Annotated in this window: 28 protein-coding genes; 27 read left to right on the top strand and 1 reads right to left on the bottom strand. The window is 39.1% G+C overall.

Annotation, left to right across the window (positions count from 1 at the left end; genetic code table 11):
- Window positions 1-13 precede the first annotated feature (13 nt).
- The 25 genes from MP387_RS04715 to MP387_RS04595 all read left to right on the top strand — a co-directional run bounded on the left by MP387_RS04715 (window position 14) and on the right by MP387_RS04595 (window position 22,900).
- Entirely contained in the window at window positions 14-988 is a 975-nt protein-coding gene (locus MP387_RS04715) for a DUF1002 domain-containing protein (RefSeq protein WP_242745402.1), read from the top strand.
- Window positions 989-1,061: 73 nt separating this feature from the next.
- Window positions 1,062-2,420, top strand: a complete 1,359-nt coding sequence (gene rlmD, locus MP387_RS04710; protein WP_242745400.1) for a 23S rRNA (uracil(1939)-C(5))-methyltransferase RlmD — start codon at window positions 1,062-1,064, stop codon at window positions 2,418-2,420.
- Between the two features lie 44 nt (window positions 2,421-2,464).
- Window positions 2,465-3,271, top strand: a complete 807-nt coding sequence (locus MP387_RS04705) for an alpha/beta hydrolase (RefSeq protein WP_242745399.1) — start codon at window positions 2,465-2,467, stop codon at window positions 3,269-3,271.
- Window positions 3,272-3,282: 11 nt separating this feature from the next.
- Window positions 3,283-3,411 carry an ADP-ribosylglycohydrolase gene (locus MP387_RS04700; protein WP_242745392.1) on the top strand — a complete coding sequence of 43 codons (129 nt, stop codon included), beginning with the start codon at window positions 3,283-3,285 and terminating at the stop codon, window positions 3,409-3,411.
- Window positions 3,412-3,487: 76 nt separating this feature from the next.
- Window positions 3,488-3,898, top strand: a complete 411-nt coding sequence (locus MP387_RS04695) for a DUF7668 domain-containing protein (protein ID WP_061409433.1) — start codon at window positions 3,488-3,490, stop codon at window positions 3,896-3,898.
- A 333-nt stretch (window positions 3,899-4,231) separates the two neighbouring features.
- Window positions 4,232-4,849 (top strand): SAP domain-containing protein, encoded by a 618-nt coding sequence (locus MP387_RS04690; RefSeq protein ID WP_242745390.1) that lies wholly within the window; start codon window positions 4,232-4,234, stop codon window positions 4,847-4,849.
- Window positions 4,850-4,889: 40 nt separating this feature from the next.
- Window positions 4,890-5,018: an ADP-ribosylglycohydrolase gene (locus MP387_RS04685; RefSeq protein ID WP_314977782.1), complete on the top strand. Its 129-nt coding sequence runs from the start codon at window positions 4,890-4,892 to the stop codon at window positions 5,016-5,018.
- Window positions 5,019-5,315: 297 nt separating this feature from the next.
- A complete protein-coding gene (locus MP387_RS04680) occupies window positions 5,316-6,287 on the top strand; it encodes a DUF6892 domain-containing protein (RefSeq protein ID WP_242745388.1) in 972 nt (323 codons plus the stop codon).
- A gap of 71 nt (window positions 6,288-6,358) precedes the next feature.
- A complete protein-coding gene (locus MP387_RS04675; RefSeq protein ID WP_242745386.1) occupies window positions 6,359-7,030 on the top strand; it encodes a hypothetical protein in 672 nt (223 codons plus the stop codon).
- A gap of 59 nt (window positions 7,031-7,089) precedes the next feature.
- Window positions 7,090-7,752, top strand: a complete 663-nt coding sequence (locus MP387_RS04670; RefSeq protein WP_242745384.1) for a DUF443 domain-containing protein — start codon at window positions 7,090-7,092, stop codon at window positions 7,750-7,752.
- Window positions 7,753-7,916: 164 nt separating this feature from the next.
- Window positions 7,917-8,666: a hypothetical protein gene (locus tag MP387_RS04665; RefSeq protein ID WP_242745382.1), complete on the top strand. Its 750-nt coding sequence runs from the start codon at window positions 7,917-7,919 to the stop codon at window positions 8,664-8,666.
- Between the two features lie 135 nt (window positions 8,667-8,801).
- Complete coding sequence (locus MP387_RS04660; protein WP_242745380.1) at window positions 8,802-9,683, top strand: diacylglycerol/lipid kinase family protein; 882 nt, start codon at window positions 8,802-8,804, stop codon at window positions 9,681-9,683.
- A gap of 63 nt (window positions 9,684-9,746) precedes the next feature.
- Window positions 9,747-10,238, top strand: a complete 492-nt coding sequence (locus MP387_RS04655; RefSeq protein WP_242745378.1) for a phosphoribosylanthranilate isomerase — start codon at window positions 9,747-9,749, stop codon at window positions 10,236-10,238.
- A gap of 178 nt (window positions 10,239-10,416) precedes the next feature.
- Window positions 10,417-12,159 (top strand): glycoside hydrolase family 13 protein, encoded by a 1,743-nt coding sequence (locus tag MP387_RS04650; protein ID WP_242745376.1) that lies wholly within the window; start codon window positions 10,417-10,419, stop codon window positions 12,157-12,159.
- Between the two features lie 156 nt (window positions 12,160-12,315).
- Window positions 12,316-13,191: a DUF4300 family protein gene (locus MP387_RS04645; RefSeq protein WP_242745374.1), complete on the top strand. Its 876-nt coding sequence runs from the start codon at window positions 12,316-12,318 to the stop codon at window positions 13,189-13,191.
- 21 nt (window positions 13,192-13,212) lie between these two features.
- Window positions 13,213-13,395 carry a hypothetical protein gene (locus MP387_RS04640; RefSeq protein WP_242745373.1) on the top strand — a complete coding sequence of 61 codons (183 nt, stop codon included), beginning with the start codon at window positions 13,213-13,215 and terminating at the stop codon, window positions 13,393-13,395.
- Between the two features lie 91 nt (window positions 13,396-13,486).
- Window positions 13,487-13,993 carry a YfbM family protein gene (locus tag MP387_RS04635; protein WP_242745371.1) on the top strand — a complete coding sequence of 169 codons (507 nt, stop codon included), beginning with the start codon at window positions 13,487-13,489 and terminating at the stop codon, window positions 13,991-13,993.
- Between the two features lie 178 nt (window positions 13,994-14,171).
- Window positions 14,172-14,726, top strand: a complete 555-nt coding sequence (locus tag MP387_RS04630) for a hypothetical protein (RefSeq protein WP_242745369.1) — start codon at window positions 14,172-14,174, stop codon at window positions 14,724-14,726.
- Between the two features lie 620 nt (window positions 14,727-15,346).
- The gene (locus tag MP387_RS04625) at window positions 15,347-16,807 is read left to right on the top strand and encodes an aminotransferase class I/II-fold pyridoxal phosphate-dependent enzyme (protein WP_242745368.1); all 1,461 of its coding nucleotides are present in this window, start codon (window positions 15,347-15,349) and stop codon (window positions 16,805-16,807) included.
- Window positions 16,808-17,668 (top strand): polyamine aminopropyltransferase, encoded by an 861-nt coding sequence (gene speE, locus MP387_RS04620; protein ID WP_000366713.1) that lies wholly within the window; start codon window positions 16,808-16,810, stop codon window positions 17,666-17,668.
- A complete protein-coding gene (locus tag MP387_RS04615) occupies window positions 17,665-18,924 on the top strand; it encodes a saccharopine dehydrogenase family protein (protein ID WP_242745366.1) in 1,260 nt (419 codons plus the stop codon). Before speE ends, MP387_RS04615 begins: the two co-directional genes overlap by 4 nt.
- Window positions 18,924-20,051, top strand: coding sequence for a carboxynorspermidine decarboxylase (nspC, locus tag MP387_RS04610; RefSeq protein ID WP_242745365.1), 1,128 nt, complete (start codon window positions 18,924-18,926; stop codon window positions 20,049-20,051). Before MP387_RS04615 ends, nspC begins: the two co-directional genes overlap by 1 nt.
- Window positions 20,048-21,133: an agmatine deiminase gene (gene aguA, locus MP387_RS04605; protein WP_242745363.1), complete on the top strand. Its 1,086-nt coding sequence runs from the start codon at window positions 20,048-20,050 to the stop codon at window positions 21,131-21,133. Before nspC ends, aguA begins: the two co-directional genes overlap by 4 nt.
- 9 nt (window positions 21,134-21,142) lie before the next feature.
- Entirely contained in the window at window positions 21,143-22,018 is an 876-nt protein-coding gene (aguB, locus tag MP387_RS04600; RefSeq protein ID WP_242745361.1) for an N-carbamoylputrescine amidase, read from the top strand.
- 144 nt (window positions 22,019-22,162) lie between these two features.
- The gene (locus MP387_RS04595; RefSeq protein WP_242745359.1) at window positions 22,163-22,900 is read left to right on the top strand and encodes a TraX family protein; all 738 of its coding nucleotides are present in this window, start codon (window positions 22,163-22,165) and stop codon (window positions 22,898-22,900) included.
- Window positions 22,901-22,945: 45 nt separating this feature from the next.
- On the opposite strand, the gene MP387_RS04590 is transcribed toward MP387_RS04595, so the two are convergent.
- Window positions 22,946-23,755 carry a Cof-type HAD-IIB family hydrolase gene (locus tag MP387_RS04590; protein WP_061427356.1) on the bottom strand — a complete coding sequence of 270 codons (810 nt, stop codon included), beginning with the start codon at window positions 23,753-23,755 and terminating at the stop codon, window positions 22,946-22,948.
- A 146-nt stretch (window positions 23,756-23,901) separates the two neighbouring features.
- Here MP387_RS04590 and MP387_RS04585 point away from each other — a divergent pair, with 146 nt between their 5' ends.
- A complete protein-coding gene (locus MP387_RS04585; RefSeq protein WP_242745357.1) occupies window positions 23,902-24,363 on the top strand; it encodes a MarR family winged helix-turn-helix transcriptional regulator in 462 nt (153 codons plus the stop codon).
- Window positions 24,356-24,775, top strand: coding sequence for an EVE domain-containing protein (locus MP387_RS04580; RefSeq protein WP_242745355.1), 420 nt, complete (start codon window positions 24,356-24,358; stop codon window positions 24,773-24,775). Before MP387_RS04585 ends, MP387_RS04580 begins: the two co-directional genes overlap by 8 nt.
- The last annotated feature ends 36 nt before the right edge of the window (window positions 24,776-24,811 follow it).

Below are 24,811 nucleotides of genomic sequence, written 5' to 3'. Positions count from 1 at the left end.
GAGGGAATACCCCATGAGAAAGAAATTCTTTCTAACAAGTGCTGCAGTATTGTGGGCCGCAACCGCTATGACGAGTGTCCACGCAGCAACAGATGTTCAAAAAGTAATCGATGAAACCTATGTACAACCCGAATATGTCCTAGGTTCTTCTCTATCTGAAGACCAGAAAAATCAAACTCTTAGCAAACTTGGCTATGACACATCAAAAGACACCAAAGATATCAAAACCATGACACCTGATATCTATTCGAAAATCATGAATGTGGCTAATGATGCTAGTCTACAACTCTATTCTTCGGCCAAGATTCAAAAGCTGGGTGACAAATCACCTCTAGAGGTCAAGATTGAAACGCCTGAAAATATCACCAAGGTGACACAGGATATGTACCGTAATGCAGCAGTGACCCTGGGAGTTGAGCATGCCAAAATCACAGTTGCAGCTCCTATACCAGTTACAGGTGAGAGCGCCCTAGCTGGGATTTACTACTCGTTAGAGGCCAATGGTGCTAAAGTACCGCAAGCCAATAAAGACTTGGCTCAAGAAGAGTTGAAAGCCTTGTCCGATATTAATGCTGAAAACAAGGACAAGTCAGGCTACGATGCCAATAAGCTCAATGCGGCTATGACAGATATCAAGGCAGGAATCGCAAAGGCAAAAGAAGCCAAAGGAAATCTGATAGAAGAAGATGTTCGCAAAATCGTTGAAGACACTCTAAAAAACTACAAACTCGATCAGGTTATAACAGGAAACCAGATCAATATCATCGTCAATTTTGCGCTCAACCTCTCAAAGAGTGATATCTTGAACAATGCTGATTTCACCAAAACCCTAAATGATCTCAAACAAAGCATCGTTTCCCAAGCTGGAGATAGTTTTAAAAATATCAACCTCAACTTTGATGCTAATAAAGCGCTAGAAGAGGGGGGCAACTTCTTTAGCTCTCTTTGGCAAGCCATTGTCAACTTCTTCAAGAGTTTTGGTGCTTAGGTCATTTCATGATATAATAGATGGTAACAGAAATGTTGCCGTCTTTTTTGTCGGCCGATAGAAAGTGAAAAATATGCTAAAGAAAAATGATATTGTAGAAGTTGAAATTGTTGATTTGACCCATGAAGGGGCAGGAGTTGCCAAGGTAGATGGTTTGGTTTTCTTTGTAGAGAATGCTTTACCAACTGAGAAAATCCTCATGCGTGTCCTTAAAGTCACTAAAAAGATTGGCTTTGGGAAGGTTGAAGAATACCTTACATATTCTCCGCATCGTAACCAAGACCTTGACCTAGCTCATCTACGCTCAGGTATCGCTGACTTGGGGCATCTTGCCTATCCAGAGCAGCTAAAGTTTAAAACCAAGCAAGTCAAAGACAGTCTCTACAAGATTGCTGGTATTACAGATGTAGAGGTCTCTGAAACGCTCGGCATGGACCATCCAATCCAGTATCGAAATAAGGCGCAGGTACCTGTTCGTCGAGTGAATGGTATCTTGGAAACTGGTTTTTTCCGTAAGAATTCGCACGACCTCATGCCTCTTGAAGATTTCTTTATCCAAGATCCTGTTATTGACCAAGTCGTAGTAGTTTTACGCGATTTGCTTCGTCGTTTTGATTTAAAACCTTATGACGAAAAGGAACAGTCTGGCTTGATTCGAAATCTTGTGGTGCGACGTGGGCACTATTCAGGGCAAATCATGGTCATTTTAGTAACAACTCGTCCGAAAGTTTTCCGAGTAGAGCAATTGATTGAACACCTTATCAAGCAGTTCCCAGAGATTGTGTCTGTCATGCAGAATATCAACGACCAGAATACCAATGCGATTTTTGGTAAGGAGTGGCGCACTCTTTATGGTCAAGACTATATTACGGACCAGATGTTGGGAAATGACTTCCAAATCGCTGGCCCAGCCTTTTACCAGGTCAATACTGAAATGGCAGAGAAACTTTATCAAACGGCCATTGACTTTGCGGAGTTAAAAGCAGATGATGTGGTGATCGATGCTTATTCTGGTATTGGAACGATTGGCCTCTCTGTTGCGAAACATGTTAAGGAAGTCTATGGAGTTGAGGTCATCCCAGAAGCAGTTGAGAATAGCCAGAAGAATGCTGCATTAAATAATATCACAAATGCCCACTATGTCTGCGACACAGCTGAAAATGCCATGAAGAACTGGCTCAAAGACGGTATTCAACCAAGTGTTATATTAGTGGACCCACCGAGAAAAGGACTCACTGAAAGCTTTATCAAGGCAAGCGCTCAAACAGGAGTAGACCGCATTGCTTATATCTCTTGTAATGTCGCAACCATGGCGCGTGATATCAAACTCTACCAAGAGTTGGGATATGAATTGAAGAAAGTCCAACCGGTGGATTTGTTTCCTCAAACGCACCACGTAGAGTGTGTAGCTTTGCTTGTACGAGCTGATTAAACAAGGATGTAGCTAGTGAAAGTCCTAAAGTAAGGAGTTTAAACATGAAATTCCATGAATTTGGTGATAAGAATTTGCCTCCTATCTTACTGATACATGGTGGTGGCAGTTCTTGGTGGAACTATCTTCGTCAAGCACGAATCTTGTCAGAAGAATACCGTGTTATTCTACCCACTTTGAATGGCCACGGCGAGGAATATCAACTTGATTATGTTTCTACTGAAGATTCTGCTTTGGAGATTCTAGACTATATCAAATCAAATTGTGATGGGAAATTGTTTGCAATCGGTGGTGTTTCACTTGGTGGTCAAATTGCCATGGAGCTTTTGTCTTTAGACAGTGAAATTGCTAAGAAGGCCATCATAGACGGAAGTCTCTGTATTCCTCAACCATGGTTAGCTAAAATCAGCATCTTTCTAGTGTCTCTATTTGGTAAGTTGATGTTCAATAAATTCTCTTGCGAACTTGAGTTAAGCATGATGAACAAACTCTATCCTAAACTGGCTTATCCAGAGGAAATAAAAGCTTATTATTTAGAAGATTTGCCAAGGACGCCTGTCAAAACATTGGTGACCATTTACAAAAACTATATGGGATGTTACAAGCTGAAAGATATGATTTCTGCTAGCAAGGCTCAGGTTCTGTATATCTATGGTGAAAAAGAATTGAACTGTGTGAAAGAATCAGCGAAATTATTTCATCAGCTACATTCAAATACAATTTTGTATGAAGCAAAGGGCTATAACCACGGCTATTTATCAGCTTACCTGCCTTATGAGTGGATTGATTTGGTGGTTCCATTTTTAAAGAGTGACTCATTAGAAATGTGTAACGAATCTGATATGCCATAAGGAGGAATCTTATGCTAGGAGCAATTATTGGAGATATTGTAGGTTCAGTTTACGATTGGAACAATATCAAAACGAAGGATTTTCCTTTATTTTGTGATGATTGTTTTTTCACGGATGATACGGTAAGTCCGAACCGCTGAGTGTGTGAGTTTGTTAGTGAAACATTTTTAATATTCATAAGATTTAAAGTTGATTACAAAAAAAGGAAGTATTATCATGGGAATATTCGATGATTTTGAGTACAAAGAAAACTACCAAGATGAAGAAAAAGTAATTGAAGTACTCAAAAAGATTTTAAGAGCAATTCATCTAAATAATTATAGAGATATTTTGGATTGTGTTGATGGTTCAGAAGTTGATGATGTAAGAGAGTTACTTGAATATATTGACGATTCATTACAATTAAATGATTTTGATAAAATTGATGAATATGGTGTAGATTGTAATTTCCATCCGAATTATGAGTACTCCCAACTACAAGTTTATGAATTTAATGATCAAACTGGCTTTGTTGTTGAATATGAGATGACCTCCGATTCTGAATTAGTAGATTTAACCCTACAATTAGAATTTTTATACAATAATGATGGTTACAAAATAACTTCTATAGATGTCGACCCTGGATAAACAACACTTAATTATCTTCGTTATATGATAAATGCGTATATTAAGGCTAGATAATTTGATTGTAAGTTGCTTAAAATATCGGTTAGTTTTTCAAGTATTGAGAGATTAAAGATGTATCTATTGGAATTGTACCAAAATGATTATTTTAAAAATTTAGTCGCTTTTGATTCTTTAGAAGAAGGGAAAGCCTTTGTTTTTCACGGATGATACGGTAAGTCCGAACCGCTGAGTGTGTGAGTTTGTTAGTGAAACGTTGCTAATCCTCAAAATAAAGAAACCCAAATACTATTATTTAGAAATGAAAACCTAAACTGTTTTTAAGGAGGTGTTATATTGATAGAGAGCAGACCTGTGTTTGAAAAAATCTCATCCTTTAATGAGTTTAATAAATACTACTGGTATCGTGATGAACTTTCACAGATATGCCAGTCATTAGGGCTTGAAAATAGAGGTACAAAACAAGAACTCAATGATATTATTGAGCAGTACTTTAAGGGGAATTTGATTAAAAAATCATCAGTAAAAAGGAAAAAGAAACGAGTAGAAGTCGTTACTTTAGATACGCCCTTACTTGAATGTGGATTCTCCTTTAATGCACACTTTAGAGAATATTTCTCAACTTTAACAGGTGTTTCGCCCTTTAAATTTACTGCTGATATGGCCACTGCTTGGAGAAAAGTAAAAAAAGAAAATGATTTGAATTTCACAATCCAAGATATGCTAAAAGTTTATTATGGAGATTCAGATTATGCCAAGTATGACCATTCGGTTTGTCAATGGAATCAATTTTTAAAGGACTTCTGTGCAGACGAAAATAGTCGTAACTACTCAAACAAGTTAAAAGTTGCTTCTATTCTTTGGAAAGAAGTTAGAAATTCAAGTAATGCAAAAATTTATTCAAAGAATCTTTTAACTGAATATGCTGATAAAATAGACGAGTATGACAAGTAGAAATGTCAGTCTAAACTAACAGTTTGTAAGGAGGAATACCATGCTAGGAGCTATTATTGGAGATATTGTAGGTTCAGTTTACGAATGGAACAACATCAAAACAAAAGACTTTCCATTATTTCGTGAGGATTGTTTTTTCACGGATGATACGGTAAATCCGAACCGCTGAATGTGTAAGTTTGTTAGTGAAACGTAGCTAATCCTCTTACCTTTTCATTTTAAGGCAAGAAGGCTTCAAAGCTCCACTGGAGCTTTGAACTCCCCAAACCTTTTGAGTTCCGCAAACGCATCATGCAGAGGCGGTAAGTCTATTAGTGAAGAGTAATTAATTTTCAGAAGGCTTCCTGCTTTTTTAATCCTACGGACGAAAAATACGGCAAAACCTTATTTTATACAGTAAATTTTCTGATGTTAGAAAAATAGATTTGATGCATTTAGATAAACAAATTATAAATAGGAGAATCAAATGTTTAGTTTTTTTAAAAAGAAAAGTCCTAAAAACCTCGAAATCAATTTTCATGACAATTCAATGGTAATGAACGGAACCAGCTTGTCTTTTCCTTTATCTTTGAAAGATATTGAGGCTGTATTAGGAAAGCCTGATCAGGTTGTCAAAAAAGAAAATAAATACATAAAGTACATTTACGACAATGCTGGTATTGTATTTGAACATTCTCTTTCTGTCAAGAATCATTTAAAGAAATGCAGGGTCTATATTGATGATGAGCATCTACTTTCTACTATCAGTCTCTACTACGGTGATGTTGTAAAACCTATGTTTGGGGAAGAAGAATTACCCAAGATGCCTTGTCATGCCTTAGTATCCACTGATGGGAAGACTCCCTATTTTCTTTATGATAGACACAGAACTGGGGATTTCAATTTTATTTTATGGACCCCTCGTGGAACAAATTTTAATGGAAGACCAGATGTAATGAGATATCCACTCACCATTTCTTACTATCCAGAAATCAAGCATGAACGTCAAAAATCAAATCCAAAAGTTGTTCAAGAAAAATATCTTCATTTTGATAATCTGAATTTTAAACTAGCTATTATCCAAGTATTGATGTATGATTTTGAGCTTTTAAATCCAGCTTTTGATATTTTTGATTTTTCAGAGGAATTTAGCGAGTTGGATATTGATACAGAAAGTACAGAATTTGTCGAGCCTGCCTTAGAATACTTTAAAAATTTTCAGATTTCACAGAAGTATGCAAGTCTTGTAAAAGAGATTGATATGGATGGCGGGAATGAAATCTTTATGAATCTGATTCCTCAGTGGGATGGTGAGGATAGTATTTTTGATTTGAATGAGGTTAGTTTGGCTGAATTAAAGCAGTTCCCAAATTTAAAACAAGCGACAATCATGTCAAGTAATTTTGAACAAGTTAAGGAAACTTTTGCTGCAGCTGGAGTTGACGTAGAACTAGCGTAAGTTAAACTAAACATTTATAGATTTTTGAAAAAATCTTACTTTTATGACTCGAAAAAAGGATTAAATAAAATATGAAAAAGTTTAAATGGTGTTTATGGTTAACTGGAGTTCTTGTTATTCTTTTGACAGCATCTTCATTGAATGCTTGTAGTTTTGGTGGTGAAACTATTACCCAAAATAGAACAAAGGAACAGTTCGAGTTTGAAAAAACGTTTGAGTCTATGTTTAAATTTTTGGAACAAGAGCAGAAGGATTTTAATGGGCTGGAAGCTTATAAAAGCAGAGTCTATATAAAAAATGGTGACGAAGTCAAAAGATATGAAATTGACCTAGACATTACCAAGGCAGAGGGTAAGGGTGACTATAGAATACAAATCGGAGAAAACAAAAAAACGGTTCCTGTTAGTTATTCTAATGGCAAGTTGCATTACGATTCGGAGATAGACCCTTTATTTGATGAAGAGATTCTTAACTTAGTTGTCAAAAGAGATGTTTTTGACTCCTTGAATGTAAAAAGAACGTTAAGAACTGGAACAACAGAGCTTAGTGAAATTATCTACCAGCCAGACACTCACTCTGAACTCTTTCAGAAATTGAAAAGCAAATATGATTTACCTGAGGAAACAACATGCCAAATTAGAATAGATCACTCAGATAAAACAAATTATGGGATCACAATACAGTTAACATCGAAAGAGATGTCTGTCAAAATTGGTTTAACTATTATTAAAAAACGGGGCTAACGATTTAGCAATGTTATTGAAAAGAGTTTTTTAACTCTGAGAAGGATTTAAAGGTGAGTATGAAAGTAAAATTTAAAGAAACGAATAAAGCTTTTTTCAAAATAGTGGAAGTTGAGGGAGAAAAGTATATTCTAGATTTGACGACCATTAGTCCAAAATCCTATTTCTGGGGTTCTCTTCCCGATGAAATTACTGCAAAAATGCAAAAGTTAGATAAAAGAGATATGCGTTTTGAGAGTGTAGCTCCAACTATGAGTAAATCAATTGGGATTGCAATTGGTACAGCAATAGGGGGATCTGGCTATCGGCTTGTGACAAATTTTTTTAGAAACAATGGGATTAGTCACAACCTTCCTTTAAAGATAGGCTTATATGGCCTATTCATTTTCCTAGCTTATCTTGCTTTCTGGTTCATTGCCATAAGAGCTCGTCATAGCGTCCAAAAAAGACTTGAGAATAAAGTTTCAAACTATCAAATAACTTTTAAACCAGTTGGAAATAAGCGTCAATTAAAACATTACAAACTTCTTCCTTTTATCCTTGTTCCGACTCTTGGATGTTTTGCATTTTATCTATATACTGTTAATGGAACAGAGGGAGCCTTACTTGTTATTAATAGTATTCTATTATTGGGATTTTTTACAGTGATTTTAGGCATGTCACCACTCCGAGAAAGTGTCGAAAAGCAAGAACTTGTTTTTGAAAAGATTGAGAAGTTATAAATTAAGATGAAAGCTATTTTATGATCCTCTTTTGCAGGTCACATTGGGTTATTTTATAAGAAAAATTAGGGAACTGAATAGAGAGCATTTTGTTGGTCAATTACTCATTTAAGGTCAAGAACTGCTCACGTAATGATATTTTATAATTTAGAAAGGGAGTAAAAATGAATTATCTAGAAATACGCAAGAAATATGGATTTTATAGAAAAGTCGTGATTGTTTTGGCTGTTCTTCTCATTCTTTTTGTAGCTTGGATGGTGAAAGATAGGACTATTCAAACCCTTTGTATTTTATTCATAAATGCACTCTTATTTCTTTTCATTGCGCTAATCAGAAGAGGGTATTTAAGGAGCGGTACTAAGTTACTTCATATGGATTTAGATTTACCGTCTTGGAAGCAATACATTGAATTGAAGAAAGTTGCAAAAAGAGCTATTATAAAAATGGATGTGACACTAACATCTGTTGGCTATTCCTATATGATTGGTGATTTCGATGCTGCCATTAAGGAGGCTTCTGAAGCAATGACTGATCAAAAACTGAAGCCGAAATATAGGGATTTTTTAGAAAGTTATCTTATTCGCTCGACAGTTCTTGCAAATCCAAACCTGACCAGGGACCAGCTTGATCTTATACTAAACAAAATGTCCATCTCAGATTCGTCTCTAGCTGAGAAAACAAAAAGCGTTAGTATTGCGCTTTACGATTTAACAATTGCTCATCAATTCAATGATTATTTTGAAGAATTGGAAAACGAGTTTAAATATCAACAATTGGAAATCAGTTACTATCAAGCTTTGAACTCTAAATTAAAAGGGGATATGACTAGGGCGAATGAATTGTTTAGAAAACTCGCTCAAGAAGATGAACAGCACTATATCGTACGGAAGTCTAAAGAATTTTTAAAAAGTTGAGTGTTTTATTTGACAGATTAACGTCTCTATTCTAGTTAGTGGATTCGATTTTTCAAGCATTTAGATGGCGTTTCCACAACTCAAGTGATATAATTAGTTACTAGAATTTTTGTAACTTTTAAAGGAGTATTATTAATGAAAAAAGCAATGTTAATTATTAACCCTACCTCTGGTGGGGAAAAGGCCTTGGATTATAAGGTCAAGCTGGAGAATAAGGCCAAAGATTATTTTGAGCACGTGGAAACCAAAATTACCGAAAAAGCACTGGATGCAACACACTTTGCTGAGGAAGCGTCTCGTGAGGAGTACGATGCAGTGGTTGTTTTCGGTGGAGACGGGACTGTCAATGAAGTCATTTCGGGTATTGCTGAGAGAGACTACATTCCGAAGTTAGGGATTATCCCTGGCGGTACGGGCAACCTCATTACGAAACTGTTGGAAATCAATCAAGACATCGATGGCGCGATTGATGAACTCGATTTTAATTTAACCAATAAGATTGATATTGGTAAAGCGAATGACAACTATTTTGGTTATATCTTTAGTATCGGTTCTCTGCCTGAGGCGATTCACAATGTGGAGATCGAGGACAAGACAAAATTCGGTATTTTAGCCTACGCTGTAAATACCATGAAGTCTGTGATGACGGATCAGGTCTTTAACATTAAGATTGAGACAGAAAATGGAAATTATGAAGGTGAAGCGAGCCATGTTTTGGTTCTCTTGACCAATTACTTCGCTGATAAGAAAATCTTTGAAGAAGACAAAGATGGCTATGCTAATATTTTGATTCTAAAAGATGCTTCTATATTCTCTAAATTATCCGTTATTCCTGATTTACTAAAAGGAGATGTTGTCGGAAATGATAATATTGAGTATATCAGAGCACGTAATATTAAAATCTCTTCAGATAGTGAATTGGAGTCAGATGTTGACGGCGATAAATCGGATAACCTACCTGTAGAAATCAAAGTCCTAGCTCAACGAGTAGAAGTATTTTCAAAACCGAAAGAGTAGAAGGTAAAAATTAGTTTATTGTTCACAACGAAATTAAGTTCTATATCAACGATTGGAGGAGGAATGAATTCTCTATTTGATGAATTTCGAACAATTTGTTTTCATTTAAACCAAGTCGGAATCACACCGACACTCATGGGGTCTTTGGGTTTTGAATACCGTTCAAATGAAGAATGGCAGCCGTCTGACATTGACATTCATGTTCCTGGAGATCCTAGAGGCTGGGATGCGCCTGATCATCTCAGGATTTATGAGTGGGACAAGATAATGAAAGTGATGAACCACTTAGGCTATACCTTGGTAGATATTCACGAGCACGAATTCCAAAAAGATGATGTGAGCGTTGAATTTGGAAGTATCGATTCCTTACCTGATTTTGCAGGAGTATCTGAATCAGATATAGAGTTGATTCATCCCGAGGACATCACGTTTCGTGTTCCAAGTTTAGAACAGTATTTCAGTATATATAAAGCTTCTTCTCAAGATTCCTATAGAAATGACCACAATAACAATAAGGATTTTAAAAAGATAGATTGGCTGGAAAGGCATTTGTAAATCATCAATCAGAAAGTAGTAGGTATTAAGACTTACTGCTTTTTTATATTCTCAAAAACAATCCACTCGAAACTACGGACAAGTCTTGAAAATAAAATTTTAAAGTAGTATACTAGAATCACAATTGTGAAAACGTTTGCTTCGCAAATGAATGAAAGTAAACTAGGAGACAGATACAATGGAATTAAGTGCCATTTACCATAGACCAGAGTCAGAGTATGCTTATCTTTATAAGGATAAGATAATGCACATTCGTATCCGGACTAAGAAAGATGATATTGAAAGCATCCATTTGCATTATGGAGATACTTTTATCTTTTTAGAGGACCATTATGAAGCAAGCAAGGCAATGATCAAAGTAACTTCTGATGCCTTATTTGATTACTGGCAAGCAGAAGTTTCAGTGGGCTATGCTCGACTACAGTATCTTTTTGAACTCAAAGATAAGCTAGGTCAGAGTATTTTATATGGCGATAAGGGATATGTTGAAAACACGCTAGAAAACCTTCATTATGAAGGAAATGGCTTTAAAATTCCGTATATCCATGAGATTGATGCTTGCCATGTTCCTGACTGGGTAGCAGAGACGGTATGGTACCAGATTTTCCCAGAACGCTTTGCTAATGGGACCCCTGAGATTTCACCCGAAGGTGCACTAACTTGGGATTCCTCTATCAAGCCAAAGACGAGTGATTTTTTTGGTGGTGATTTACAGGGCATTATTGATCATCTGGATTACTTGCAAGACTTAGGGATTACAGGTCTTTATCTCTGTCCGATTTTTGAATCCCCAAGCAATCACAAGTATAATACGACGGATTATTTCGAAATTGATCGTCATTTTGGAGATAAGGAAACCTTTCGTAAACTGGTGGAGGAGGCCCATCAGAGAGGGATGAAAATCATGCTGGATGCTGTTTTCAATCATATCGGGGATCAGTCTCCTCAGTGGCAGGATGTTCTCAAGCATGGTGAAGATTCTGTTTACAAAGACTGGTTCCATGTTCAAGAATTTCCCGTGACCAAAGATAAGCTTGGAAATCCAAGAAAGCTCCCTTACCATACCTTTGCCTTTGCCAGCTATATGCCCAAGCTCAATACGGCAAACCCTCAAGTCAAAGACTATCTCTTAAAAGTTGCTACCTACTGGATTGAAGAGTTTGATATTGATGCTTGGCGACTGGATGTGGCAAATGAAGTAGACCATCAATTTTGGCGAGATTTCCGTAAGGCTGTCTTAGCTAAAAAGTCTGACCTTTATATTCTTGGAGAGGTCTGGCACACTTCCCAACCCTGGCTAAACGGAGATGAATTCCACGCAGTCATGAACTATCCTCTCTCCGACAGCATCAAGGATTATTTCTTGCGAGGGGTTAAGAAGTCACCTCAATTCATCAATGAGATCAAAAGCCAGTCTATGTACTATAGACAACAGATTTCGGAAGTGATGTTCAATCTTTTGGATTCGCACGATACGGAGCGCATTTTGGCTACTGCCAAGGGAGATGTCCAACTCGTTAAGTCTGCCCTTGCTTGCCTCTTTCTACAAAGGGGGACACCGTGTTTCTACTATGGAACTGAGTTGGAGTTAGGTGGCGGACCAGATCCAGATTGCCGTCGTGTCATGCCTTGGGAACGTGTTTCCGATAGCAATGAGATGTTGAATTTTATGAAGAAATTGATTCAACTTCGTAAGGATGTTTCAGGCATTATCCAACATGGCACCTATAGTCTGCAAGAAATCAAGCCAGATGTTCTAGCTCTAGAATGGAATTATGATGGAAAAAAAATCCAAGCTATTTTTAACCAATCAACTGAAAACTATCTTTTAGAAGACAGTGATGCTGTAGCGCTAGCCAGTCATTGCCAAGTATTGGAGCAGCAACTGGTGATATTGCCTAAAGGTTTTATAATCCAATAAAAATCGTACTCAAAAAGGCTGTAATGAATGGGTGATTCGTGCAGTCTTTTTTTGACTTATGTAGTATAATAAAGCTAAGTCACGGATTACCGGATGAGGGATTAGTGAAGAGTGTTTAAAGAAAAATAGAGACTTGTGCTTGAGAAAGGAAAGTTCATGAAACGAACGAGAAAAGTAGTAGCCTTGGGACTGTGTTTGCCGTTATTATTTGGATTGACTGCTTGTGAGCAAAATAATACGAGGACTGGAGCTGGAAATCAGACACAAGCCAGCTCAGATAAAGTTCCTTGGACGGCTTCATATACCAATCTTAATAATCAGGTCAGTACCGAAGAGGTCAAATCTCTCTTATCAGCTCACTTGGATCCAAATAGTGTTGAGGCATTTTTCAATCTTGTCACAGACTATAATGCGACAGTCGGCTCTACTGGCTTAAGTGGTGATTTTGCCTCCTTTACGAAGACAGAATACGACGTAGAGAAAATTAGTAATCTATGGAATGAAAAAAAGGGTGACTTTGTCGGGACCAACTGCCGTATTAATAGCTATGCGCTCTTAAAAAATTCAGTTACAATCCCAAAACTCGAAAAGAATGATCAGCTGCTTTTTGTGGATAACGACGCTATTGATAAGGGAAAGGTGTTTGATGCGAAAGACAAGGAAGAGTTTGATATTCTATTTTCTAGGGTGGAGACGGAAGCAACGACGGATGTAAAAGTTCACGCGCAGAAGATGGAGAAATTCTTCTCCCAGTTTCAATTTAATGACAAGGCCCGAATGCTGTCTGTTGTGTTGCATGATAATTTGGATGGAGAGTTTCTTTTTGTCGGGCATGTTGGTATTTTAGTGCCGGCTGAAGATGGTTTCTTATTTGTAGAGAAACTGACTTTTGAAGAACCTTATCAAGCTATTAAGTTTGCGAGAAAGGAAGATTGTTACAAGTATCTATCCACCAAATATGCGGATTACACAGGTGACGGACTAGCTAAGCCTTTCATCATGGACAATGAAAAGTGGGTTGAAGGATATTAATGTAGGCAAAGGAGAAGTAATATGGAGACTGTAATAGCGCTTTTAGTTGTCATTCTTATGGGATTTTGGGCTATAAACATTCTCAAGCCTCGTAAGGCAAATAAAAAGGAAAGATTTATTGGCTATATGCAGCGCTATGATATTGACGGTGAGGGCTACCAGTCAGAAGTCTGGGAAGTGACGGAAGATGAGAATGAGAAATAAGGAGGAGAGTCCAAAAACAGTATTATGCCTTTTCAAGAAAGGTAACTAGTAAAATCAGTGCTATCCTAAGGAACTTATAGGAGGAAACATTATGGGAATGATTGCTAATTATCGATATCTATCTGACAATGAATTAAGCCAAATAATGCGAGATTCTCGTCAGGAAGAGGAATTGCTTGACTTAGTCGAGGATTCTACTAAGGAAAATGAGACGTTGCTAGATATTGACAAAATCTGGGACGCCTTACTCTTTGTTATGACAGGCTTTAGTAGTTCAGAATTTATGGATGACGATCCTTTGAGAGAAGCTGTCTTGGGAGTGACCCCTTTAGAAAATGTGTCAGAATATATAGCCTATACTGAACACTCAAAGATAGCTGAGATTGTTCAAGCTTTAGAGAATTTTGACATGGATAGGGCTCTGGTAGACTTTAGCATGGAAGCATGTAAGAAGGCAGATTTATACCCCGATATTTGGGATTATCTTGAAGAAGAGGAAGAAATCAAGGATGATATTCGAACCAGCTTTGTAAAAATGAAAGACTTTTACAAGAAAATCTTAACTCTCAGGGGGAATGTCTTAGTGACTATTTGCTAAGTGCTTTTACCAACTGTTAGTCAGGTGCGTGATGAATGCACATTTAGAAAATCGTACACCTGATGATTTGTCTGGTGAAGGAAAAATTTCACCGTGTAGTCGGACGGGATAGATAGAAATTGGTTATAGAACGTGTAACCTTAATAATTTTTAAAATTTAAGATGGAGGATTAAAGAGATGGGAAAAATTGAATGGGACAAGGTAAAGACTCGCTTAGATGCTTTGCTCGTCATTGATGAGTATCGAACAGATCCAAACAAGACCTGGCTTCGATTGATCGTTAAGACTGAGGGAAGCTATGGGGTTCGTTACCTTATCGACAATGGTTCTGGTGATTCTCTAGATGTAATCTTTACTGATAAAATCATCCTTATAAAGGGCTTTGATCATGAAAGCAGTTTGAGTCAATTTGCTGCGGATGAGTGGGATCAAGACATCATAGACGGATTTTATAAAGGACTGGATGAAAAGTATCAAAACCTATACTCAGAAGAGCAAAAAGATGAAACAACCTTCTTTATATGGTATGACGGTCAAGAACATCAAAATACCTATCAAGAGCAGGACGGTGGCGAATGGTTATTATCCTATTTCTTTGACAGTTTTGAGAAATTTCATGAGTTTGTGACGGATTACTATTCAATTACCGTAGATGAGGACTTACTTAGAAAACTTTACAATCAAGGACAGCTTTCAGAAGTAGAATTGGAGCAGTTGATTCCCACTTCCTAGCTGGAAATATTTATGAAATCTGATGAAAAGAATTGATTTTCAATATCAAGTTATACTTTAAGATTATTGAAGCAGCTAATGGTTGTAGTTTCTTTTTTCTTATTCCTATGACGTTTTAAAGCGATTTCCTTTTATCGTTGAATAATATTTCGCGAACAAAAAAAGTAATTCTTTAAAAAAGTTTCACAAAATACTTTACAAGCTCTTATAAACATGATATAGTTATAAGGCTTAGAAAATGAGATGATGTTTTCTAGCAAATATAAACCCGAGTAAAAAATGCCTACGGACAGGCAGGGTTGAATGCCGAAGCGTGGTTAAAAAGCCACATTATTGATAGGGTTAAAAGCCTACTTTTATAAGTTGATGTTAGGACGCTTGTCCTAATTCATAAATTTTAGTGTGGTGAAAGCACACGTCATCTTGTGAAACGATCAATAAAGTACGTAATATTTGCTACTAGAGAGTTAGGAAACATCAGGAACAGACATACTCAACAGAAACCAAAATACACACGTCAGAAGATTGCAGAGCAGGTGAAAACCTGCTCTTTTTTCATAAGTCAACCTTTAGCGCCTTTATCTTCTTGAGGTGCTAAAAATATGGTAAAGGAGTAAGTCTTGAAGAAGTTAGATCAAAACCAAGCCCCAATTTATGAGGCCTTGGTCAAGCTACGCAAGAAAAGGATTGTCCCCTTTGATGTGCCAGGTCACAAGCGTGGACGGGGAAATCCAGAACTTGTCGAACTATTAGGAGAAAAATGTGTTGGCATTGATGTCAATTCGATGAAACCCTTGGATAATCTAGGCCATCCCATTTCGATTATCAGGGATGCTGAGGAATTGGCTGCGGATGCTTTTGGTGCAGCCCATGCCTTTCTCATGATTGGAGGAACAACCTCATCAGTTCAAACTATGATTCTTTCGACTTGTAAGGCAGGAGATAAGATTATTCTGCCACGAAATGTCCACAAATCTGCTATCAATGCGTTGGTTCTATGTGGTGCCATTCCCATCTATATCGAGATGAGTGTGGATCCTAAAATCGGCATCGCTTTAGGTCTTGAAAATGACCGGGCTACCCAGGCCATTAAGGAACATCCAGATGCTAAAGCTATCCTAATCAACAATCCTACTTACTATGGGATTTGTTCAGATCTTAAGGGATTGACAGAGATGGCTCACGAAGCGGGCATGCTGGTTTTAGTGGATGAAGCCCATGGAGCGCATTTGCATTTTACAGATAAATTGCCACTGTCTGCTATGGATGCTGGCGCTGATATGGCGGCGGTCTCTATGCATAAGTCTGGTGGGAGTTTGACTCAAAGTTCCATCCTGCTTATCGGGGAACAGATGAATCCTGAGTACGTTCGTCAGATCATCAACCTGACCCAGTCTACATCAGCCTCTTACTTGTTGATGGCTAGTCTGGATATTTCTCGTCGTAACTTAGCCCTTCGTGGGAAAGAGTCTTTTGAGAAAGTCATTGAGCTATCCGAGTATGCTCGTCGTGAAATCAATGCTATCGGTGGCTATTATGCCTACTCAAAAGAGTTAATAGACGGAGTGTCCGTCTGTGATTTTGACGTGACCAAGCTGTCCGTTTACACTCAGGGTATTGGGCTAACAGGGATAGAGGTTTATGACCTCTTACGAGACGAATACGATATTCAGATTGAATTCGGGGATATTGGCAATATATTGGCCTATATTTCAATCGGTGACCGCATCCAAGACATCGAGCGCTTAGTCGGTGCTTTGGCTGACATCAAGAGGCTCTACTCGAGAGATGGGAAGGACTTGATTGCTGGTGAATATATCCAGCCCGAGTTGGTGCTGTCTCCACAAGAAGCCTTCTATTCAGAAAGAAAAAGTTTAACCTTGGATGATTCTGTTGGACAAGTCTGTGGGGAATTTGTCATGTGCTATCCTCCAGGGATTCCAATCCTAGCACCAGGTGAACGCATTACACGAGAAATTGTAGACTATATCCAATTTGCCAAGGAACGTGGTTGCTCCCTCCAAGGGACGGAAGATCCAGAGGTCAATCATATCAACGTCATTAAGAGAAAGGAGAACTAGATGGATTTATGGTTTTCTGAAGTTCATACTCCAGATGTGAAACTGTCCCTGAGAACAGCCAAGCAACTCTACGCTGGTAAGAGTGAATGGCAGGATATAGAAGTCTTAGACACGCCAGCTTTTGGAAAGATATTGATCTTAAATGGGCATGTCTTGTTTTCAGATGCAGATGATTTTGTTTACAATGAAATGACCGTCCACGTACCCATGGCTGTCCATCCTAATCCTAAGAAAGTATTGGTTATTGGGGGTGGCGACGGCGGTGTTGCCCAAGTATTAACGCTCTATCCTGAACTCGAGCAAATCGATATCGTTGAACCAGATGAAATGCTGGTTGAGGTTTGTCGTGAGTATTTCCCAGATTTTGCTGCTGGATTAGATGACCCTCGTGTCACCATTTACTACCAAAATGGACTGCGATTTTTGAGAAACTGTGAGGATGATTACGATATCATTATCAACGATGCGACAGATCCATTTGGACATACGGAAGGGCTCTTTACCAAGGAATTTTACGGTAACAGTTACAGAGCTCTCAAAGAAGATGGCATCATGATCTATCAGCATGGGAGTCCCTTCTTTGACGAGGATGAGTCAGCTTGCCGAAGTATGCACCGCAAGGTCAATCAAGCCTTTCCAATCAGTCGGGTTTATCAGGCCCATATCCCAACCAGTCCAGCGGGCTATTGGTTGTTTGGATTTGCATCGAAAAAATACCACCCTGTCAAAGATTTTGACAAGGAAGGCTGGAAAAAACGCCAGCTTTTCACAGAATACTATACTGCAAACTTACATGTGGGAGCCTTTATGTTGCCCAAGTATGTTGAGGACATTTTAGAAGAAGAGGAAGGAAAAAAATGAGTCGTTTACTAATTATTGGATGTGGGGGCGTTGCCCAAGTTGCTATTTCAAAGATTTGCCAAGATAGCGAAACCTTTACAGAGATTATGATTGCTAGCCGTACCAAGTCAAAATGTGATGACTTGAAGGCTAAACTGGAAGGTAAAACAAGTACAAAGATTGAGACAGCTGCCCTTGACGCTGACAAGGTTGAAGAAGTGATTGCCTTAATTGATAGCTACAAACCAGAAGCTGTTTTGAACGTAGCTTTACCATATCAAGATTTAACAATTATGGATGCTTGCTTGGCAACAGGTGTCCACTATATCGATACCGCCAACTATGAGGCTGAGGACACAGAAGACCCAGAATGGCGTGCCATTTATGAAAAACGCTGCAAGGAACTTGGTTTTACAGCTTACTTTGACTACTCATGGCAATGGACATATCAGGAGAAATTCAAAGAAGCGGGCTTAACTGCTCTTCTCGGTTCTGGTTTCGACCCAGGTGTGACCAGTGTCTTTTCAGCTTATGCTCTCAAACACTATTTTGATGAAATCCACTATATCGACATTTTAGACTGTAATGGTGGTGACCACGGTTATCCATTTGCAACAAACTTTAACCCAGAAATCAACCTCCGCGAGGTTTCTGCGCCAGGTTCTTACTGGGAAGATGGAAAATGGGTCGAAGTGGAAGCCATGTCAATCAAGCGTGAGTATGATTTCCCTCAGGTTGGACAAAAAGACATGTATCTCCTTCACCATGAAGAAATTGAATCATTGGCCAAAAACATTCCTGGTGTCAAACGGATTCGTTTCTTTATGACTTTTGGCCAATCCTATCTAACGCATATGAAATGCTTGGAAAACGTTGGTCTCCTTCGTACAGATGCTATTAACTTTAATGGAAAAGACATCGTTCCGATTCAATTCTTGAAAGCCTTGCTTCCAGACCCTGCAAGCCTTGGCCCACGCACTGTTGGAAAAACCAATATCGGCTGTATCTTTACAGGTGTCAAAGACGGTGTTGAAAAGACTATCTATATCTACAATGTTTGTGATCATCAGGAATGTTACGCAGAAGTTGGTTCACAAGCAATTTCTTACACAACAGGCGTTCCAGCCATGATTGGGACCAAATTAGTGATGAACGGAACTTGGAAACAACCTGGAGTTTACAACCTTGAAGAATTGGATCCAGATCCATTCATGGAAGCTTTGAATGAGTACGGCTTGCCATGGGTTGTGGTTGAAAATCCACAAATGGTGGACTAATGAAGTTAGAACAAGTACCCACACCAGCCTATGTCATTGACTTAGGAAAATTAGAAGAGAATTGTCGCATTCTACAGTATGTTCAAGAAGAAGCCGGTTGCAAGGTTTTGCTTGCCCAGAAGGCATATTCTCTTTATAAAACCTATCCCTTGATTAGCGAGTACCTATCTGGTACAACTGCAAGTGGTATCTATGAGGCCAAACTAGCACGAGAAGAATTCCCGGGGGAAGTCCATGTCTTTGCACCTGCTTTCAAGGATGCAGACTTGGAGGAATTGCTGGAAATAACGGATCATATCGTCTTCAACTCAGAGAGACAGTTGCGTAAACATGGTCCTCGTTGTCGAGAGGCTGGCATTAGTGTCGGTTTGCGCCTCAACCCACAGTGTTCAACTCAAGGAGACCACGCGCTCTATGACCCTTGTGCACCTGGATCTCGTTTTGGAGTTACTCTAGACAAGATACCAAGCGATTTGCTGGACTTAGTAGATGGTCTTCATTTTCACACCCTTTGCGAGCAGGGGGCGGATGATTTAGAGACAACTTTGAAAGCTGTAGAAGCTCAGTTTGGTCCCTACTTACATCAAGTTAAATGGCTCAATATGGGTGGAGGACACCACATAACGAGAGAAGACTATGATGTGGATTTGATGATTTCTGAAATCAAGCGTATCCGAGAAACTTACAATCTTGAAGTTTATATCGAGCCTGGTGAAGCTATTGCGCTCAATGCGGGTTATCTAGCAACTGAAGTATTGGACATTGTCGAAAACGGTATGGATATCTTAGTTTTAGATGCGTCCGCGACCTGCCATATGCCAGACGTACTTGAGATGCCCTATCGTCCACCTTTGAGAAATGGCTTTGAAGCTCAGGAAAAATCCCATACCTATAGACTTTCTTCCAATACCTGTCTGACGGGTGATGTGATTGGCGATTATAGCTTTGAAAATCCAGTCCAAATCGGTGACAGACTCTATTTCGAAGACATGGCCATTTATTCTTTTGTCAAAAATAATACCTTTAACGGTATTGGCTTGCCAAGTCTCTATCTTATGGACGAGCAGGGAGACTGCAGCTTAGTCAAAGCCTTCGGCTATCAAGACTTTAAAGGGAGATTATCATGATAGAAACTCCGAAAAAAGCAGGTTATCGTATGCCAGCAGAGTACGAACCCCATCATGGTACCCTCATGATATGGCCAACTCGACCAGGTTCATGGCCCTTTCAAGGAAAAGCGGCTAAGAAGGCCTTTAGCCAGATTATTGAGACCATAGCCCAAGGGGAAAGGGTTTACCTTTTGGTGGAGCAGGACTATCTATCTGAAGCCCAATCCTATCTTGGAGACAAGGTCGTTTATTTAGATATTCCCACCAATGATGCCTGGGCTCGTGATACAGGTCCGACGATTCTTGTCAATGATAAGAGAGAAAAGTTGGCAGTAGACTGGTCTTTCAATGCTTGGGGTGGTGCTGTTGACGGTCTTTACCAAGACTATGAAGCCGATGACCAAGTAGCCAGTCGCTTTGTAGAAGTCTTAGAGATGCCTGTTTATGATGCTAAACCTTTTGTACTGGAAGGTGGAGCGATACACAGCGATGGTCAAGGAACCATTCTTGTGACTGAAAGCTGCTTACTCAGTCCTGGACGCAATCCCCATCTGACTAAAGAGGAAATCGAAAACACCTTATTAGAGAGCCTTGGAGCTGAAAAAGTTATTTGGCTTCCTTATGGTATTTATCAGGACGAAACCAATGAACACGTTGACAATGTTGTTGCCTTTGTTGGTCCTGCAGAGCTTGTTCTAGCTTGGACAGACGACAAAAGCGATCCTCAGTATGCCATGTCTGCAGCTGACCTTGCCCTTTTAGAGAAGGAAACGGATGCGAAAGGTCACCCTTTCACTATTCATAAGCTTCCGATCCCAGCTATTCGTCAGGTTGTCACTGAAGAGGATTTATCAGGCTATACCTATGAAGAAGGGGAAGAGGAGCGTTATGAGGGCGAGCGCCTTGCAGCATCCTATGTCAATTTTTATATTGCCAACAAGGCTGTCTTGGTTCCCCAGTTTGAGGATGTAAACGACCAAGTGGCCCTAGATATCCTCAGTAAGTGTTTCCCAGACCGTAAGGTCGTAGGAATTCCAGCCAGAGATATTCTCTTAGGTGGTGGCAATATCCACTGTATCACCCAACAAATCCCAGAATAGGAGAAAATGATGAGAAATGTTAGAGTTGCAGCGATCCAGATGCAATGCGCCAAGGATGTAGCAACAAATATCCAAACCGCAGAGCGTTTAGTACGTCAGGCTGCAGAACAAGGCGCACAAATTATTCTCTTGCCCGAGTTGTTTGAACGTCCCTATTTCTGTCAAGAACGTCAGTATGACTATTACCAGTATTCTCAGTCGGTGACAGAAAATACAGCCATTCAGCATTTTAAGGTGATTGCTAAGGAACTAAAAGTTGTTTTACCGATCAGTTTCTATGAAAAAGATGGCAATGTCTTGTACAACTCAATCGCCGTCATTGATGCTGATGGAGAAGTGCTTGGCGTCTATCGGAAGACCCACATACCAGATGATCATTATTATCAAGAAAAGTTTTATTTTACGCCTGGTAACACTGGTTTCAAGGTCTGGGATACTCGCTACGCTAAGATTGGGATTGGCATCTGTTGGGATCAATGGTTCCCTGAAACAGCCCGCTGTCTTGCTCTGAATGGTGCTGAATTGCTCTTTTATCCAACAGCCATTGGTTCAGAGCCTATCTTAGATACGGATAGTTGTGGTCATTGGCAACGTACTATGCAAGGGCACGCGGCAGCAAATATTGTTCCAGTCATTGCAGCCAACCGCTATGGTTTGGAAGAAGTCACTCCTAGTGAGGAAAATGGTGGACAGAGTTCCAGTCTTGACTTCTACGGTTCCTCCTTTATAACGGATGAAACAGGAGCTATTCTAGAGAGAGCTGAAAGACAAGGAGAAGCTGTTCTGTTAGCCACTTATGACCTTGATAAGGGAGCAAGCGAGCGCCTCAACTGGGGACTGTTTCGTGATAGAAGACCAGAAATGTACCAACGTATTACCGACTAGAAGGTAACTTTCATAATAAATTTTTGATATTCACTCCTGTCTTACAAAAATGTAAGATAGGCTTTTTAAATGTAAGATGGGTGTACGATTATACGTAGAAATGTATGCTATACTCTATGTAGATCAAAAAGAAAGAGGTTTATTATGAAAAAATGGAATGCAACGCAGTTGAAGTATCTGATGGCGGCAGTAATGGTTCTAGACCATATTCCGCATATTACCGGAATCGTTTCTCCTTTGTGGGAAGGTATCTTTCACGCCTTGACCCGTTGTGTGGGAGTTTGGTTTGCCTATATGGCTATGGAAGGCTTCATCCATACTCGAAACCTGAGAGACTATCTCATCCGCCTTTGGAGTTGGGCGCTTATCATGTTTGCTGGAAATAGCCTTCTCAATGCCCTATTTGCATCCAAAGGAGTAATGGTCAATAATAATATTTTCTTTACTTTGGCCATCGGTGTCACCATGCTTTGGATTGGTTTTCCCAGAAAAGAGCTGGATAAAAAAGAGAAGTTGTGGCGTCGGATTGGGCTTGCTGGTCTCTTGATTTTCGGTTGTCTTTTTACTGAGGGTGGTATCACCATGCTACCATTTCTCTTGATTAGTTACTCTTGTCGAAATCGCAAGGGCTTGCGAAATCTCCTCTATGCTTTTCTGTGGGCCTTCTTGTTAGTGACTTCCATCCAAATTTACGACACTTGGCACCAAACACTGGAAATGATGCTTTTCAATTCTGACTGGCTCTTTGTCACCGTCTTTCCTTTTATGGCCTTGTATAATGGACAGCGAGGAACGGAAACCAGTTGGAGTAAATATTTCTTTTATATTTTCTACCCAGCTCATTTATGGATTATAGCCTTGATTGCCTATTTGGTTAAGTAACAAAAAAGCAAATAACAGTAATTTCTGTCTATTTGCTTTTCTTTTTTATAAAATATACTTCTCAATGGCGCGTGCAACGCCTTCTTCTTCATTGCTGGCTGTAACGTCATTAGCAAGGAATTTGACATGGTCACTGGCATTTCCCATTGCAATGCCAAGTCCTGCAAACTGAAGCATTTCGATATCGTTATTGGCATCGCCCATGGCCATAATCTCTGAGGGCTCGATCTTCAAAATCGCTGCTAGTCGAGAAAGAGCAGTAGCCTTTGTCGTTCCAAGTGGCATGGCTTCATAAATGACAGGCTGCGAACGAACACCGCTAAATCGTTGACAGAGTTCCTCAGAAAACCGATGCTCAAAATCGTCTGTTTGCTCTTTGGTGCCCAAAAACATGCCTTGGAACATCCGATACTTGCCACTAGTCGCTTCCTCTAGTGAAATTTCAGTCAGGTCTGAAAAAACAAGTTTGGCATCATTCTGAACAATTTCATTAGGCTTGCCACCGAGGACAAAATAATGTTTCTCATCAAAAAGAGTCAACTGAACGTCGCTTTTTTCTGCTAGGTCATAGAGGTATTCAATGTCAGCTGGACTAAGTTCTTGCCAGTCAACTAGACTCCAGTCACTGGTCTGATGGGTTGAACAACCGTTATTTACGATGACATACTCATTCTGAAGGTCCAGTCCCAGTTTTTTGTAGTAAGGAAGAACACCGAAAAGCGGGCGACCTGTACAGAGAACCAGTTTGACACCTTTTTCAATGGCTTGGTGAATGGCACTGATGTGGGCTTGCGGGATTTCCTTGGCTTCATTAAGGAGGGTTCCGTCCATATCCAAGGCAAGTAGTTTAATCATAAGACTTCCTTTTCTAGGTGTTTTGCTTTTATTATAGCATATAGACTATGAAATGTCTGGCAGAATAGTAAAATTCGGCTTTCCTTTCCTTGAAAAAGAAAATAAAATCTTATATAATATGTATACTTAATATTTAAGGAGAAATAATGTCAAAGTATCACTTTAATTCAATTTACAAAAATGATGAAACAGAGTCTACAGGTCTTCTTTTCATCAAAGTCTACAACAAGTGGGAAAGCAACTTAAAAAGAGTCTTGAAATCAGTTGGACTCACTTTGCCTCAATTTATCGTTTTAACCTCGCTCTTGTTTCTGTCTAATAGAGAGGAATATGTAACGCAAGTTGATATTGCTCGGTTCACTGGAATGGATGTCATGACGGTTTCCCAGATTGTTAGGCTACTGGAGAAGAAGGACTACATTAGACGTGATCAACATCCAAAGGATAGTCGGGCAAAACTTGTCTCAGTGACGAAGTCTGGCGCGGAAAAGGTCAATCAAGCTTTACCCTTAGTAGAAGGGGTTGATGAAAAATTTTTTGAAAAACTTTCTAACGATAGAGAAGTTTTTAATCGTTTGTTAGTAGAGTTGGAGGATAAAAATGCCTAGATATTGGGTCGGAGTTGTTTCGAAGAACCATGTTTTAAGAGGAGTTGAAGGAAATTTTTGTCAGGTCTGTCATGGAAAGAGCGGCCCCTTAAATCGTATGAAAAAAGGTGACTACTTTTTATACTATAGTCCCAAATACGATATGAACAGTCAAGATAAGTTACAGGCTTTTGTGGCCGTAGGTAAAATCATAGATGACAAAGCCTATCAAGTAGAGCAGTTTGAAGGATTCTTTCCCTTTAGACGAAATGTCGAGTATTATCAACCAGTCAAAGATTGTTCCATAGAAATAGCCAGACAACATCCTGAATGGAAAGACTATACTTCTCGACTTCGTTATGGACATTTTGAAGTTTCCAAAGACTTTTTCCTCTATATCTTTCAGCATATGAAAGTGGATGATGAAGCATGATTGATTTGCAAATTAAATGATTGTCAACTAGAATTT

Origin of the sequence: Streptococcus oralis, assembly GCF_022749195.1 — a bacterium.
In the GTDB taxonomy this organism is placed as follows: domain Bacteria; phylum Bacillota; class Bacilli; order Lactobacillales; family Streptococcaceae; genus Streptococcus; species Streptococcus oralis_CI.
The sequence above is the reverse complement of the archived record's forward strand: the minus strand, read 5'-3'. Positions and strand labels throughout refer to the sequence as shown.

Excerpts from the sequence above, each read along its gene's own strand:
- MP387_RS04715 (WP_242745402.1), top strand. The coding sequence starts at position 14 with ATGAGAAAGAAATTCTTTCTAACAAGTGCTGCAGTATTGTGGGCCGCA.
- rlmD (WP_242745400.1), top strand. The coding sequence starts at position 1,062 with ATGCTAAAGAAAAATGATATTGTAGAAGTTGAAATTGTTGATTTGACC.
- MP387_RS04705 (WP_242745399.1), top strand. The coding sequence starts at position 2,465 with ATGAAATTCCATGAATTTGGTGATAAGAATTTGCCTCCTATCTTACTG.
- MP387_RS04700 (WP_242745392.1), top strand. The coding sequence starts at position 3,283 with ATGCTAGGAGCAATTATTGGAGATATTGTAGGTTCAGTTTACGATTGG.
- MP387_RS04695 (WP_061409433.1), top strand. The coding sequence starts at position 3,488 with ATGGGAATATTCGATGATTTTGAGTACAAAGAAAACTACCAAGATGAA.
- MP387_RS04685 (WP_314977782.1), top strand. The coding sequence starts at position 4,890 with ATGCTAGGAGCTATTATTGGAGATATTGTAGGTTCAGTTTACGAATGG.
- MP387_RS04680 (WP_242745388.1), top strand. The coding sequence starts at position 5,316 with ATGTTTAGTTTTTTTAAAAAGAAAAGTCCTAAAAACCTCGAAATCAAT.
- MP387_RS04675 (WP_242745386.1), top strand. The coding sequence starts at position 6,359 with ATGAAAAAGTTTAAATGGTGTTTATGGTTAACTGGAGTTCTTGTTATT.
- MP387_RS04670 (WP_242745384.1), top strand. The coding sequence starts at position 7,090 with ATGAAAGTAAAATTTAAAGAAACGAATAAAGCTTTTTTCAAAATAGTG.
- MP387_RS04665 (WP_242745382.1), top strand. The coding sequence starts at position 7,917 with ATGAATTATCTAGAAATACGCAAGAAATATGGATTTTATAGAAAAGTC.
- MP387_RS04660 (WP_242745380.1), top strand. The coding sequence starts at position 8,802 with ATGAAAAAAGCAATGTTAATTATTAACCCTACCTCTGGTGGGGAAAAG.
- MP387_RS04655 (WP_242745378.1), top strand. The coding sequence starts at position 9,747 with ATGAATTCTCTATTTGATGAATTTCGAACAATTTGTTTTCATTTAAAC.
- MP387_RS04650 (WP_242745376.1), top strand. The coding sequence starts at position 10,417 with ATGGAATTAAGTGCCATTTACCATAGACCAGAGTCAGAGTATGCTTAT.
- MP387_RS04645 (WP_242745374.1), top strand. The coding sequence starts at position 12,316 with ATGAAACGAACGAGAAAAGTAGTAGCCTTGGGACTGTGTTTGCCGTTA.
- MP387_RS04640 (WP_242745373.1), top strand. The coding sequence starts at position 13,213 with ATGGAGACTGTAATAGCGCTTTTAGTTGTCATTCTTATGGGATTTTGG.
- MP387_RS04635 (WP_242745371.1), top strand. The coding sequence starts at position 13,487 with ATGGGAATGATTGCTAATTATCGATATCTATCTGACAATGAATTAAGC.
- MP387_RS04630 (WP_242745369.1), top strand. The coding sequence starts at position 14,172 with ATGGGAAAAATTGAATGGGACAAGGTAAAGACTCGCTTAGATGCTTTG.
- speE (WP_000366713.1), top strand. The coding sequence starts at position 16,808 with ATGGATTTATGGTTTTCTGAAGTTCATACTCCAGATGTGAAACTGTCC.
- MP387_RS04615 (WP_242745366.1), top strand. The coding sequence starts at position 17,665 with ATGAGTCGTTTACTAATTATTGGATGTGGGGGCGTTGCCCAAGTTGCT.
- nspC (WP_242745365.1), top strand. The coding sequence starts at position 18,924 with ATGAAGTTAGAACAAGTACCCACACCAGCCTATGTCATTGACTTAGGA.
- aguA (WP_242745363.1), top strand. The coding sequence starts at position 20,048 with ATGATAGAAACTCCGAAAAAAGCAGGTTATCGTATGCCAGCAGAGTAC.
- aguB (WP_242745361.1), top strand. The coding sequence starts at position 21,143 with ATGAGAAATGTTAGAGTTGCAGCGATCCAGATGCAATGCGCCAAGGAT.
- MP387_RS04595 (WP_242745359.1), top strand. The coding sequence starts at position 22,163 with ATGAAAAAATGGAATGCAACGCAGTTGAAGTATCTGATGGCGGCAGTA.
- MP387_RS04590 (WP_061427356.1), bottom strand. The coding sequence starts at position 23,755 with ATGATTAAACTACTTGCCTTGGATATGGACGGAACCCTCCTTAATGAA.
- MP387_RS04585 (WP_242745357.1), top strand. The coding sequence starts at position 23,902 with ATGTCAAAGTATCACTTTAATTCAATTTACAAAAATGATGAAACAGAG.
- MP387_RS04580 (WP_242745355.1), top strand. The coding sequence starts at position 24,356 with ATGCCTAGATATTGGGTCGGAGTTGTTTCGAAGAACCATGTTTTAAGA.